The following is a 13,243-nucleotide window of genomic DNA, read 5'->3' as shown; positions in this document are numbered from 1 at the left end:
CTCTGACGAAAGGCTTCCACGTCATCCATCTCTGCCTTGGCAGTCGGCCCGCCGGGGCGATCGGCTAGCTTCACCCTCATCCCATCGCTGGTCGTGACTGCCTGCCGCGGCAGGATGGTGCGCGCCTCCGTGCGGCTGCGTAGGCCAAGTGTCGTGGTCTGTCGGAAGCATAGCGCACCGATTGCCTCGATCGCATCTGGCCGTGTGAGAACCTGAACGGAAGCCATCATCCGTCCTTTCTTGCCGAAGACCGGCGACYGGGTCACATCGATGACGCCTTCGGCTGCACGAATGTGATCAAGGCCGGCCGCCAATTCCTCGCCTGTCTGGTCGTCGATTTCAAACTGGATGACACCGACGCGATCCTGCACTGCGGCTTCAGCCGTGAAGGCCAGAACGCGAAGCACGTTGCTCATGCCGGGGAAGCGCCGCGTGCCGAAGCCGATGCCGGTGCGATCGAGCACATGGGGGGAGGAGCCGATACTGGTCGAGGGAGAGAGATAGCGCAGGATAGCCGCTCCTGTCGGCGTGATGCGTTCGCCCACGCGACCGTCGTCATGAAAGGCAAATCCGCGCAGCAACAGGGTCGTGGCAGGAGCTGGAACAGGCAGCCGGCCGTGGTCAGTCTCCACCCAGCCGCGCCCGAGCGGGAGCGATCCGACCGACCAGCTTGCTTCGCCCACTGCGTCGATCAGTGTCGCCGCGGCTACGATGTCAGCGATCGAATCCCAGTTGCCGACTTCGTGAAAGGTCACGTCATCGAYGTCCCTGCCATGAACCGCGGCTTCGGCCAGGGCGAGCTCACGGAAGATCGCGATGGCTGCGCGCTTAACAGTCTCGTCCAAGCGGCTTCCCTCAAGCATCGCACGAAGGTCGCGCCAATGAGTGTGATGACGGTGGCCATGGTGCTCGTCATGGACGTGCTCATGATGATGTTGGCCATGCCGCTCGTCATGGTCATCATGCTCGTGGGCGTGCCCATGAGCATGGTGACCGCAATGAGGTCGGGCGGTTGCCTGTTCGGAGCCCATCTTCGTGACATCGAAGCGGCTGCCGGTCARCACGCCGTCGTCATGCGGATGCACCACAGCCTCTACGTCGTCTTCCAAACCGGCAAGACGAAGATTGTTTTGCACGACTTCAGCCAGATCGGGCCAGGCGTCCAACATCGCGGCTACAAACATATCGCCGGCAATGCCGCCCAAGACATCAAGATGAATATGCATCGGGCCTTCCATCCTTTATCGGCCCGCAAGCTGCAGACCGGACAGATCGACGCGCAAGGTCTCGCCCGGCTCAGTCGATCCAATGGTGGTCTCAATCGCCCCTTTCAGCACTGCCACCGAGACCGGCAGAAGGTCTCTCATCTGCGCGGATATGGCGACAAGATCGTCGTGTTCGGCCTTTGCCMGCATGAACATTCCGTCGTTAAGGATGCGTTTGAGGCGCAGCGGGAAACTAACCTCTCCTCCCGCCCACTWCAGTTCGAGCTGCGTCTTGTAGCGCCGAATGTCGAAGTGCTTGTGTTGGGATTCGAGAACGCGGTAGCCCCAAATGCCCAAATCACCAACGAGAAGGGAGGCGAATTCCGGCTCGTCCTCGGCGTTGATGTCGACCAACAGCACATAGGCTGGCCGGCCTTTCTTGCCGAGACTGGAAAGGAGCTGGACATTCTTGGCGCCCATCACGGTCATCTTGTCGATGACATGCCCGAGCAACTCGCCGGGCGCATCGTCGATCTGGGCCATGAGGAGAATGACGCCGCCTGCCATCAGAGCGCCATGGATTCGACTGCGACCAGAGCCGCAGCCTCCGCCTTGGCCTTCGTACCGGGAATACCTGCGGAAATCAGGCCTGCTGACTGCGCCTCATTGGCGGCGTCCGAAGCGTTCATCTTGCCCATCGCGGCTGCGACCACGGCGGGGATGGTGACGTTCATGATCACATTGCCGGCGAGCAGCAGCTCGCTTGCAATGGGCGCAAGCGCCGTCAGAAACGGCGCGCGTTCCTTGCCTATCCCCTGCGCGACTTCCGGAATGACAGCGTTGATGATGCCTTCCATGTGGATCGTCTTGTCACCGACGGTCACCTCGGCATCGAGCGCCGGATCGAAGGCAAGCCAACGCGCTGCCATCTTGCTCGATCGGCGGGCTCCCTTGCCGATCCTGGTGAAATGAACCTTGATATTGGTGCCCTTTACCTTGCTCAGGAATTCCGAGCCCCGCGCCTCCACCAGAAGCTGACGTTCTTCGTCCATCGCGCGGACGATTTCAGCCACGCTCCTACCGGCCATCAGATCGTCATAGCTGCGCGCCGCGCGGGCATGCAGAGCTTTGGTGACCATGGGAGTGGAGGACATGATCAGCGCTTYGGTCACCGGCCCGGTGCAAATCTGGGTCGCCTTTCGGGCAACGATGTTCATCGCCATCATTGCGGTCTCCGGGTCGAAGCTGAAGCCGAGCCGTCGATCGCGCAGAGCCCGCGCTACGCTCTGTTCCGTCGATCCGTCTTGCAACAGGCACATCAGCGCGATGACCGCATCGCCGCAGACGTGGCCGAGCGGCGGATTGACGGGGCCTGCACCCGCGCCGCAAATTCCCTCTTCGAACACTGAAATGATTTCATCCAGCGCCATGGTGCCGATCACAGTGGGTCCRCCGATATCCTTGAGGATCAGCCCGAGATCGCCGATCAGCCGCGCCGTCTCGACTTCCTTGCCGGTGATGCGGACATGCACTTTCTCCGGCAGGCCGGCGGTGCGGACTGCGGATCGTCCGGCAACAAAGGCGCTGGTAACCTTGCCATAGGGCCCGTACTCTTCCGCCACGTCGGCGTCAGGGTGGATGATCTCCAGGACCGCTGCCGCACCGAAAAGTGYGGAGAGGAATTTCTGGCTGGGCATGCCAGCACCTGACATGGCATCCATCATCGCCTTGGTTCCGATCGCTGCGCCTCTTTCGGCCATGCCGGGAAAGATGAAATCCTCGCCGAGCGCTCCGTGGCCGACCATCACCCCGCCGCCAACGCCTTCCGGGATGTCGCGGCCTTGAATCGGCGAAAGTTCTCCCTTCATCATGGCATCGTAAACCGCGGCAACAGCCGCGAATCCCGAGATCTTGTTGTTCATTTTGGCCGTGGGCACTGCCGCAAGGCCTGAGCGGCTCACCCCCGCAATCATCCGCGCAGAAGAACCGAGCTTGCGGTTGCCGGCGGGGATGCCAACCTGCGCATTTGCGCCGCACAGATAGAGGAGGGTTGCCGCAATCAGCGCCGCATTCGCGCCGTCAGCACCCGCTGCCTTTGCAACAGCGATGCTCTTTGCCAGGAGGTCGTCGATGGGTTGGCGCACCGCGTCGGCGAATTTGACCTCCGGGCTCACGCCACGACGAAGTTCAGCGGCGATGACGTTGCATGCAGCAACGACCGGAATATTGAGCATCCCGTGCCCGCCGGTCAGCGCCTCGACGCGGTCGCTGGTCAGCCAGCCGGGATTGGCGTTGRCAGCCATAACCGACGCCAGGATGACCCTTTCCCGTTGTGCAGACGCATTCGTCATTACTTGGTCTCTCCCTGTGGCGGCCAGACGAGTGGCGTTCTCGGATTTCGAAAGCTTGTAATTCGAACCGGTCGGGGCGCCGTTTCGTAGCTGAAGCGTCCGCCTGCCGGGCGTTGTCTTGCCGCAAGGTTTGTTCCCGCGTCATGGCGGCGGCGCTGGCGAAAGAAATAGCACGGTCGCATTATGATCGTTAAACGGCAATATTTCATGAGTTCATGAGCGGTCTTCATAACGGCTTCGCCTGGGCAATACGCAAGGCGCCTATGGACGCAGATGCGAAGCGCCCGATCGGATGACGCCTGCTCATGACTGCGTGAGAAGATGCCATTTCTGCTGATGGAGGTTCTTGGATATGCCTGCGGGGGATCCAGGTGATGCCTCACGTATTTGCCTGATCGTGGTCCCGATTTCATGGAGAAGTTTCGAATGCTCGAATGGGCGAAATACCGGAAGCAACTGTCGTCGCGCGTGAGTGAGCTGGGGCAACTGTCCCCCGCCACCCTTGAGGGGGTTCGGGCGCTCGGTGGTGCAGGCAACAAGACCGCCCGGCTGGACGCCAAGACCCGCGAGTTGATCGCGCTTGCCGTCGCGGTCACGACACGCTGYGACGGCTGCATTGCGAGCCACACCGCCGAAGCTGCAAAAGTTGGYGCAACGCGCGAGGAAATCGCTGAAGCGCTTGGCGTGGCGATCGCTTTGAACGCGGGAGCGGCTCTGGTCTATTCCTCGCGCGTTCTGGATRCCTTCGATACCGCTAACGGCTGATAGTCTCAGCACGCAAACAAGGCCGGGGAAGGGCGCATACGATCCTTCTCCGCCAGCACCCAAGCGCGCATCACCCTCTATCTCGCACTGCAGGAGGCCTTCTCCCTCTCTTGGGTCTCTCTTGGGGGAGGCTGGTTATCTCTCTGCTGCGGATCCTAGGTCGCCCGCTCGCTCCTTGCCGCCGGTGCTCCACCTCGCTGACGRCTTGGTCAGTGGCCCAGGATCTGCCCGAGGAAGGTGCGCGTGCGTTCCGATTGCGGCGCGCTGAAGAATGCCTTCGGTTCGTTCTGCTCCACGATCTGGCCCTGATCCATGAAGATCACACGGTCTGCCACCGCTTGGGCAAAACCCATTTCATGAGTGACGCAGAGCATCGTCATGCCCTCCTCGGCAAGCGCAATCATCGTATCGAGCACTTCCTTGATCATCTCCGGATCGAGAGCCGAAGTCGGTTCATCGAACAGCATTACACGTGGCTTCRTGCACAGAGACCGCGCGATCGCCACGCGCTGCTGCTGACCGCCCGAGAGCTGGCCCGGATACTTATGCGCCTGATCCGGTATCCTGACCTTCTCGAGGAAATGCATGGCTATCTCTCGGGCTTGCCTTTCTGGTACCTTGCGGACCCAGATCGGGGCGAGGGTGCAGTTCTCGAGGATAGTCAGGTGTGGAAAGAGATTGAAGTGCTGGAACACCATCCCGACTTCGCGACGGACTTCCTCGATCTTTTTGAGGTCGTTGGTCAACTCAATGCCGTCGACGATGATCTCGCCCGACTGATGGTCCTCGAGCCTGTTGATGCAGCGGATCATGGTCGATTTGCCGGAGCCGGATGGCCCGCAAATGACGATCCGCTCTCCACGGCGCACAGTCAGATCGATGTCTCGCAAGGCATGAAAATCACCGTACCACTTGTTCATGGATGTAATCTCGACGGCCGTTTCTGAAAGACCGCGGCGGTTTTCGCGCGAAAGGCCACGTAGCGTCTTCGTCATGCGCATTTCTCCTAACGATGATCCGTCTTCAGCCGGCGCTCGAGATACATCGAGTATCGCGACATGCCGAAGCAGAAGATGAAGAACACAGCCCCGATGAAGATGAAGAGTTCCCAGTAGATACCTTGCCACTCCGTGTTGGCGCGGATGGCCGCGGCAAGGGCGATGGGGTCGAGAAGACCGATGAACATGACAAGCGTCGTGTCCTTGAAGAGACCGATAAACGAGTTCACGATCCCGGGAATGGAGATCTTGAGCGCCTGCGGCAGGATGATGAGACGCTGGGCCTTCCAATAATCCAGGCCCAGAGCTTCCGCGGCCTCATACTGGCCGCGTGGCAGACCGGCCAAGCCCCCGCGGATGACCTCGGCCATGTAAGCGCTGGYAAAGAGCGTCACCATGATCACCACGCGCAGGATGAGGTCGAAGTTGGTRCCGGGCGGCAGGAAGTAGTTCAAGAGCAGCGATGCGGTAAACAGCAGCGTGATGAGCGGCACGCCACGAATGAATTCGATGAACATGACGCTTAGCATCTGAATAAGCGGCAGGCTGGAGCGACGGCCAAGCGCGAGCAAGATCCCGAGCGGCAACGACATTGCGATTCCAGTCACGCCGATGATGATCGACAGCAGAAATCCGCCGATCTCGCGCGACGGGACAGCCTCGAGGGCGATCGGAACGACATCATTTGCACCTGATGAAAACGGCTGGACGGAGTAAATCCACCAGAGCGCTGCGCCGAGAATGGCGATGCTCACGCCAAGCCCTCGACTGATGCGTGCTGTCGACGTGAACAGAGYGGCGGCGACGGCGAAGCCGAGATACGCGGCAACGGGAAACCACAGGCTTCCGCCCCAGATCAGCCAGCTCGCAAGGCCCGGGTAGACGGCGCTGAACCAGAGCGTGCGAGACGGCAGGACGCGGAACAGAACCGGCGCCAGCGCCGCCAACAGCAGTGCGAAGGCGAGAACCGGGCGCCAATAAAGATCCGCAGGATAGAAGCCAAACAGAAGTTGCGGCCAACGGTCGCGAATGACACCCCAGCACGCGCCTGGCGCTCCGTCGAGGAGCTGCCGACATTCGGTGAGCGATTTGGCTTTCCAGATGGAATTGCCAAGCCAGGGAGCGATGGYCATGGCGAGCCACGCGATGGCCGACAACGACGCTACGGTCAGCAGGGTGCTGAGCCACCCATCGAAGAGGTTCTTCCTCATCCACTCCAGCGGACCATGTTGGCTGACCGGCCTTGCCGAAGCGAGAACCATCTCCTGGCGCACCCAGGATACGTTGTGCAGGTTCATCTTAACGCTCCTGCAGCCTGACGCGGCTGTTGTAGACGTTCATGACGCACGAGATGGTCAGGCTGATGCTGACGTAGATCAGCATCATCAAAAGCATCGCCTCCAGTTCTCGACCGGTCTGGTTGATGGTGATACCGCCGAGCGTCGAGCGCAGATCCATGTAGCCGACCGCCAGGCCAAGCGAGGTGTTCTTGGTGATGTCGAGGTATTGCGAAATCAGCGGCGGCACGATGATCCGCAAGGCCTGCGGCAGGATCACGAGCCGCATCGTAYGACCTGGAGAAAGCCCAAGCGCGTGAGCGGCTTCCGTCTGCCCCCKGGAAATCGCAAGAATTCCGGAACGAACGTTTTCGGCAATGAAAGCGCCGCTATAGACATTGAGCCCGATCCAGAGCGCAATGAAGGAATTGCGCAATAACAGGCCACCGGTGAAGTTCAGCCCCTTCAGGGCCGGATACTCAAGATGGAAACCCAACGCGTAGAGCAGAGCGATCATTGGCAGCGCAAACACGCACAGGCTTTTCCACCACGTGGCCGGACGTTGCCCGCTTGCGCTTTGGATGCGTTGCGCGTGTCTGACCAGGCTCCGATGGGCGAGAAGCGAAAGCGCGAGCGCGCCGAGGATTGCCGCGTAGTTGAGGTCAAGCGCGCCGAATGTGCCACTCCCTTGGCCCAGGCTGCGGGAGAAATCAGGAACTGGCAGGTAGATGCCGCGGTTGGTGATGGCGACACTGCCCCACAGGACCATGGAGGCCGTAGGATTGTCGCCGCGGAATGCGCTGGGCGTCGGCATAGCCTGCGACATGATCGCGGCGACAACAACGATCCAGAGCAGAGCCGGCACATTGCGAAAGCTCTCCACATACACCGTCATCAGACGAGYGACGATCCAGTTGTTGGAAAGCCTGAGCACGCCCGCCAACACGCCAAGGACCGTTGCGGTCACGCAGGCCATTGCCRCAACGATCAGCGTGTTCAGCAAACCGACGATGGYGGCGCGGGCGTGGGTGCTCGTGCTCGAATACTCGATGGCGTGCGGCGAGATGTCGTAACCTGCCGTGCYCCAGAGAAATCCAAATGAAAAGTTCTTTCCAAGAGCAGCCAGATTGTGGATCGTGTTGTCGACGAGCCAGGCAGCCGCAAGGACAAGCATGATGAACGCGATGACCTGGATCGATCGGGCTCGGTAACGGATGTCATTGAAGAGCATGCTCAGGTGAAAGGGCTCGCGGGAAGCCGCGCTTTTCATGGCCATGAGTGATCTCCCTGAAGGTTCGCTGCGCTACCTTCGGCGTATGGTTGTGCGTTGTGGGCTTGCAGGGGGGAAAACGAAAGGCGCGGGGCAAGCCCGCGCCTCGAGAAAGATTTCAGCGGAACGGCAGCGGATACATCAGGCCGCCCTGCGTCCAGAGCGCGTTCTGTCCGCGCGCCAATCCAATCGGCGTCTTGTCGCCAACGTTCCTGGCGAAGATTTCGCCATAGTTGCCCACGGCTGCGATCGCCCGTTTCGCCCAGGCCGGATCCAGGCCCAGCATTTCGCCGAGCTTATCCTCTTTGCCCAGCAGGCGATTGATTTCCGGATTGTCCGTGCCCGCGGACAGCTTCTCCACGTTCTCGGACGTTATGTCGAGCTCCTCAGCCGCAAGGAGCGCGTTCAAGGTCCAGCGCGCCACGTCCGCCCATTGATCGTCACCCTGGCGGACAAGGGGACCCAACGGTTCCTTCGAAATGACTTCCGGGAGAATGATGTGATCCTGCGGGTCCTTGAAGCTCGACCGGGTTGAGGCAAGATCGGACCCGTCGCTCGTGATGACATCGCAGGCGCCGGCCAGATATTTCTGCTGGACGTCACCGTTGTTCTCGACKGGAACCGGGTCATACTTCATGTTGTTCTTGCGGAAATATTCGGCAAGGTTCAGCTCGGTGGTGGTCCCGGTCTGAATGCAAACTGTGGCACCGTTCAGATCCTTTGCGCTCTTGGCACCGAGAGATTTGGGCACCATGAAAGCCTGACCATCGTAGTAGTTCACGCCCGCGAACGTGAACTTCAGGTCCACATCGCGAGAGAACGTCCAAGTYGTCGTGCGGGACAAAATGTCGATCTCGCCGGAGGCAAGTGCGGTGAACCGCGTTTGCCCGGTCGTGGRAACGAAGGTCACCGCGTTGGGATCTTTCAGGACCGCAGCCGCGACAGCCCGGCAGTAATCCACGTCCATGCCATGCCAGGCTCCGGACGCGTCCGGAGCGGAGAAGCCGGCCTGGCCGCCGGTCACACCGCAATTCAGCTTACCACGCGCTTGAACATCGGCCATCGTGYCGGCCGAAGCGATACCGGCCGTCAGCGTTGCCGCTGCAATCGTGGCAAGAGCGGTCGTCATTTTCATGTTTCATTCTCCCGGTTTGTGATCCGGGAGCGGTGGCTTTTTTGCCGTATTCTCCGCCCCTTGGATCGGTTGAGTTCCCACTTGTTCGGCCTTGTCGGACCGAAGATGTTTATTGTTCTGGAGTGATCTCGATGATGGCTTCGATTTCGACGGGCGCATTCATCGGAAGCGCCGCTACACCGACGGCGGAGCGAGCGTGCTTGCCCTTCTCGCCAAAGACATCGACGAGAAAGTCAGACGCGCCATTGGCGACGAGATGTTGTTCGGTGAAATCGGCAGCCGAGGCGACGAAGACCGTGATCTTGACGATCCTGGCAACCCTTTCGAGGCTGCCGAGACAGGCCTTTGCCTGGGCGAGGATGTTCAACGCGCACTGTTTCGCGGCAAGCGTTCCGGCCGCCACGTCGAGATCCCGTCCGAGCAGACYCTGCGCAGTCAATTGGCCGTCGGCGAGCGGCAACTGGCCCGACGTGAGAGCGAGACTTCCGCTTGTCACTAACGGAAGGTAGTTTGCGACGGACCTTGCCGCTCCCGGCAGTTCCGCCMCTAGCTCCGCCAGGCGACTATCAATCGTTTGAGACATCGGCTCGTCCTCAAAGCGCTGCGACGGCGGCGATGATGCGCCCGATCGCYTCGTCGACGACCGCGCGCGAACAGCCGAGATTGACGCGCATGAACCCATGCCCCTCGACCCCGAACTTCTGGCCCTTGTCGAGCCAGACACGGGCCTTGGTCAGCATGAACTTGTTCAGGGCTTCGGCATCCATGCCGAGACCGCGGCAATCCATCCACGCCAGGTAGAGGGAATCGGTCGGGAGGACCTTGAGGCGTGGATCCGCATCGTTGATCGCCTTGGCGAAGTGCGCGTGATTGGTCCGCAAATAGGCGAGCATCTCTTCCAGCCACGGCTCGCCGTGAGCATAGGCGGCTTCGGCGGCAACCATCCCCAACACATTGACCAGTTCGAAGACGTTACGCTCGTACTGTCGGCGCAGCTCTTCCCGCAATCTCGTGTTCGGAACGAAGACATTGGCGCTCTGCAGACCGGGCAGGTTGAATGTCTTGCTCGGCGCCGTGCAGGTGATGCTGTTTTGGGCGAACGCTTCGCCGAGCGAGGCGAACGGGATGTGCTTCTTGGCCGGATCGAGAATGAGATCCTCGTGGATCTCATCGGAAATGACCAGGACACCGTTGCGGGCGCAGATTTCGCCCATCGTCCGCAGTTCACTTTCGGACCAGACGTTTCCGGTAGGATTGTGTGGATGGCTCAGGATAAAGATCTTCGTGTTGGCGCGGATGGCAGCCTCGAAAGTCTGCTCGTTGAAGCGATAGCCATCGCCGGTGAATTCGAGCGGCGCATAGGCCAGGTGACGCCCGTTCAACAGGACATCGTTGTGGAAATGCGCGTAGACCGGCGGCTGGATCAAAACGGTGTCGCCCGGCGCTGAAAAGGCCTGCACCGCCGTTTTCAGCGTCGTGATAATACCGGAGGTCTGCAGGATCCATTCCTTGGCGACGTCCCAACCGAAACGTCGCTGCTGCCAGCCGACGACAGCGTCAACGTAGGACGCGGTCGCGCCGCCTGGATAGCCGAAGACGCCATGGTCGATTGCCGCATGCAGCGCGTCGATGACAGCCTGAGGCGCCTTGAAGTCGGTGTCGGCCACCCACATCGGCAAGGGATCGGCCGCAGCTTCGTCCGGCGCCAGGAGTTTGCTGGCATAGGCCCATTTCATGGAATTGCTGTTCTTGCGGTCGACGACCTCATCGAAAATCGACGCCGCACGCGCATGCTCCGGGTCAATTTGATGGGCAAGTGCAAGCTTCGTCACGGCAATTCCTTCCTGGCTATTAGCCGCCCTTGGCAGGGCCGATTGACGGAAGGTTATCGGCATCGCATTATGAGCGGAAATGGTATGATTTCATTTAGTGATGAGCGCAGATCATAATGGTCGATCGACAGCACCTTGCGATCCTGAGGGAAGTAAGCCGGCGGGGCAGCGTCACTGCGGCTGCGGAGAAGCTGAACGTCACCCAATCGGCCTTGAGCCATACGATCTCCAAGTTCGAGGAACGGCACGGCATCAAGATCTGGATGAAGACCGGACGGGGACTGCGGTTGACGCAGGCGGGCGAGTACCTTCTGACGGTTGCCGAGCGGGTCTTGCCGCAGATGGAGCATGCGCAGCGCGTCCTGACGGACTTCGCGCTGGGGAGGAGGGGAGCGCTTCGCGTCGGCATGGAATGTCATCCCTGCCAGCGGTGGCTGACGAGAATTGCAACGCCCTATCTGACACAATGGCCCGACGTGGACTTCGACGTGCGAACCGCCTTCCGCTTCGACGGTGTCGAAGCGCTTCTTGGTTACGAGATCGACCTGTTGATAACGCCGGACCCCGTGGAGACGCCGGAGTTACTGTTCACTCCCGTGTTCGATTACGAGCTGGTGCTGATGGTGCACGAGGCGCATCCACTCGCCGGCCGAAAACGCGTGCAGCCGCAAGATCTTCTGGACGAAGAGTTAATTACGGTCCCCGTCACGCTGGAGCGCCTGGACATCTACACCCGATTCCTTGTCCCGGCGAACTGCAGGCCCCGTCAGCATCGCACTGCTGAAACCATCGACCTGATGCTGCAACTGGTATGCGCGGGCAGGGGCGTGACGGTCCTTCCTGATTGGCTCCTGCAGGAAGATGCATCCGGACTGCCAATATGCGCGCTGCGCCTAGGAGATTCCGGGATCCAGAAGAGCATCAACCTTGGTGTGCGGCGCGGCGAGCAGACGACCTCCTACATCGACGGTTTCCTGAAGCTTGCCCAGGAAATGGGACGCTAATCGCTTGCCGGTGAATTGCTCAAATTCAGTTCCGAAATGCAGCCGTAACGGTGACCTTCCGGCGCATGAACATCCCCGCCGCAGGCCATCAACCTGGCATCGGCAACACGTCAGCGTGCTGAAGAGGGGCGTCCTTGATCCAGATCTGCGCGCCCTTCGCTGCTGTTGTCGCCTCAAGCGGCTTGCCCGCAGGCAAGCGACCCCAACTTTGCGGTTCCAGTTGCTCGCCGCCAACGTCGAGCTCGCYGGACAGCACCAGGAACTCGAGGCCACGGTGATTGTCGACCTTTATGGCGGAGCCGGGCCGCCATACTTCGGTTGAAACTCGCTCCTCACCGTCGTCGAACAGGACACGCGCTTCTTTGRCACCCTCGCGCAGCAATGCGGCTTCACCCTCGCCGGGCCGGCGGACGATCTGCACGTCGTCACCCTTCCGGAACTGCCAAAGACGGRCGAAGATCGTGCATCCCTCCTTCGATGCAGGCACATGTGAGGTTCCGGGCGGGTTGCGGAAATAGCTTCCCGCCGGATAGTCGCCATGCTCGTCTTGGAAGATTCCCTCCAGCACGAGAACTTCTTCGCCGCCGGCATGGACATGGCGCGGAAAGGCACTTCCGGGAGCGTAGCCAACGATGGAAGTCGCCCGAGCGACTTCGCCGCCAACGCGATAGAGCATGCGGCGCTCGACGCCCGCGGCTGGACTTTGTACCCAGTCGAGCCTGGCAGCGTGCACGATTGCAGGCTTCGTCAGATCATCATTGATGCGCATTGGATTGATCTCCCATCGTCAGGACTATCCGAAACTTCACGTCGCCGGACCTCATTTTTTGGGCCGCTTCCGCGGCTCGCTCCAGCGGCATGGTTTCGATCATCGGTCGCACTCCCGTCAGGACGCTGAAATCCAGCGCCTTCTCGTTTTCGAATGGTGATCCCGTAATCGAGCCGATAATGCCACGTTCGGCGCCCACCAGATATCCCCGAGACCGGTAGCGGATCCTTGCGACGCTGAGCACGATCAGAAGCACCTTCAGCGCAAGCGCATGCACCAGCGCGCCGATGGCCGCTGAATGCCGATCGTCGTAAGGATAGCTTTCGCGCCGCCCATGCCGTTCAGCGCGTCGGCCGCGTTTTACTTGTTGGCGTCGATGTAGCGATGGGCGCCGAGCTTGCTCGCATCCGCGGCGATATCCTCGCCGCGCCCGACGGCCACCTCGCGGAGTCCTATCTTTATGAGAATACTTAAGCACCTCGGAGCGAACCGATTTCGTGCTTTCATGCTCGTCACTCTGCCCAGTATCCAAAAATGTGACGCAGCCGGCGCGATCTTTGCTTTCGTCGTCTTCTTCGGAGAGGTGAACGCGACACTCTTCCTGGTCGGGCCAGGATTGGCCACACCATGTGTTTAG

Annotated in this window: 13 protein-coding genes; 2 read left to right on the top strand and 11 right to left on the bottom strand. The window is 60.6% G+C overall.

Going from position 1 to position 13,243, the window contains the following annotated elements:
* The 3 genes from LCM4576_RS22715 to LCM4576_RS22705 form a co-directional block, all read right to left on the bottom strand.
* Positions 1–1,226 (bottom strand): LarC family nickel insertion protein (locus tag LCM4576_RS22715; protein WP_071034751.1); only part of this gene is annotated, 1,226 nt, incomplete at its 3' end.
* 15 nt (positions 1,227–1,241) lie between these two features.
* Positions 1,242–1,772: a nickel insertion protein gene (gene larC / locus LCM4576_RS22710; protein ID WP_071034745.1), complete on the bottom strand. Its 531-nt coding sequence runs from the start codon at positions 1,770–1,772 to the stop codon at positions 1,242–1,244.
* Positions 1,772–3,556, bottom strand: coding sequence for a hypothetical protein (locus tag LCM4576_RS22705; protein ID WP_071034744.1), 1,785 nt, complete (start codon positions 3,554–3,556; stop codon positions 1,772–1,774). The genes larC and LCM4576_RS22705 overlap by 1 nt, the downstream gene beginning before the upstream one ends.
* Before the next feature lie 426 nt (positions 3,557–3,982).
* Here LCM4576_RS22705 and LCM4576_RS22700 point away from each other — a divergent pair, with 426 nt between their 5' ends.
* The gene (locus LCM4576_RS22700) at positions 3,983–4,321 is read left to right on the top strand and encodes a carboxymuconolactone decarboxylase family protein (RefSeq protein WP_071034750.1); all 339 of its coding nucleotides are present in this window, start codon (positions 3,983–3,985) and stop codon (positions 4,319–4,321) included.
* A 209-nt stretch (positions 4,322–4,530) separates the two neighbouring features.
* Here LCM4576_RS22700 and LCM4576_RS22695 read toward each other — a convergent pair whose 3' ends face one another.
* From LCM4576_RS22695 to LCM4576_RS22670, 6 genes are all read right to left on the bottom strand, one after another.
* Positions 4,531–5,322, bottom strand: a complete 792-nt coding sequence (locus LCM4576_RS22695) for an amino acid ABC transporter ATP-binding protein (protein ID WP_407067393.1) — start codon at positions 5,320–5,322, stop codon at positions 4,531–4,533.
* A gap of 5 nt (positions 5,323–5,327) precedes the next feature.
* On the bottom strand, positions 5,328–6,617 hold the full coding sequence (locus LCM4576_RS22690) for an amino acid ABC transporter permease (protein ID WP_083361470.1): 1,290 nt from the start codon (positions 6,615–6,617) through the stop codon (positions 5,328–5,330).
* Position 6,618: 1 nt separating this feature from the next.
* A complete protein-coding gene (locus LCM4576_RS22685; RefSeq protein ID WP_071034742.1) occupies positions 6,619–7,872 on the bottom strand; it encodes an amino acid ABC transporter permease in 1,254 nt (417 codons plus the stop codon).
* A gap of 112 nt (positions 7,873–7,984) precedes the next feature.
* Positions 7,985–9,001 carry an amino acid ABC transporter substrate-binding protein gene (locus LCM4576_RS22680; RefSeq protein WP_071034741.1) on the bottom strand — a complete coding sequence of 339 codons (1,017 nt, stop codon included), beginning with the start codon at positions 8,999–9,001 and terminating at the stop codon, positions 7,985–7,987.
* A 109-nt stretch (positions 9,002–9,110) separates the two neighbouring features.
* Positions 9,111–9,584 (bottom strand): RidA family protein, encoded by a 474-nt coding sequence (locus LCM4576_RS22675; protein ID WP_071034740.1) that lies wholly within the window; start codon positions 9,582–9,584, stop codon positions 9,111–9,113.
* A 10-nt stretch (positions 9,585–9,594) separates the two neighbouring features.
* Complete coding sequence (locus LCM4576_RS22670) at positions 9,595–10,833, bottom strand: MalY/PatB family protein (protein WP_244510879.1); 1,239 nt, start codon at positions 10,831–10,833, stop codon at positions 9,595–9,597.
* A gap of 116 nt (positions 10,834–10,949) precedes the next feature.
* On the opposite strand from LCM4576_RS22670, the gene LCM4576_RS22665 reads away from it, so the two are divergent.
* Positions 10,950–11,837, top strand: coding sequence for a LysR family transcriptional regulator (locus LCM4576_RS22665; RefSeq protein ID WP_071034738.1), 888 nt, complete (start codon positions 10,950–10,952; stop codon positions 11,835–11,837).
* Between the two features lie 88 nt (positions 11,838–11,925).
* Here LCM4576_RS22665 and LCM4576_RS22660 read toward each other — a convergent pair whose 3' ends face one another.
* Together LCM4576_RS22660 and LCM4576_RS37240 are read right to left on the bottom strand one after the other, a co-directional pair.
* On the bottom strand, positions 11,926–12,606 hold the full coding sequence (locus LCM4576_RS22660; protein ID WP_071034737.1) for a cupin domain-containing protein: 681 nt from the start codon (positions 12,604–12,606) through the stop codon (positions 11,926–11,928).
* Positions 12,593–12,883, bottom strand: coding sequence for a hypothetical protein (locus LCM4576_RS37240; RefSeq protein WP_244510878.1), 291 nt, complete (start codon positions 12,881–12,883; stop codon positions 12,593–12,595). The genes LCM4576_RS22660 and LCM4576_RS37240 overlap by 14 nt, the downstream gene beginning before the upstream one ends.
* Between the last annotated feature and the right edge of the window lie 360 nt (positions 12,884–13,243).

It is taken from the genome of Mesorhizobium sp. LCM 4576, from assembly GCF_001854815.1.
Classification (GTDB): domain Bacteria; phylum Pseudomonadota; class Alphaproteobacteria; order Rhizobiales; family Rhizobiaceae; genus Mesorhizobium; species Mesorhizobium plurifarium.
Note: the sequence above shows the minus strand (reverse complement) of the source record. Positions and strands in the feature narration are given on the sequence as shown.

What these genes read in the sequence shown, in the direction of transcription:
- LCM4576_RS22665 (WP_071034738.1), top strand. Translation starts at nt 10,950, where the DNA reads ATGGTCGATCGACAGCACCTTGCGATCCTGAGGGAAGTAAGCCGGCGG.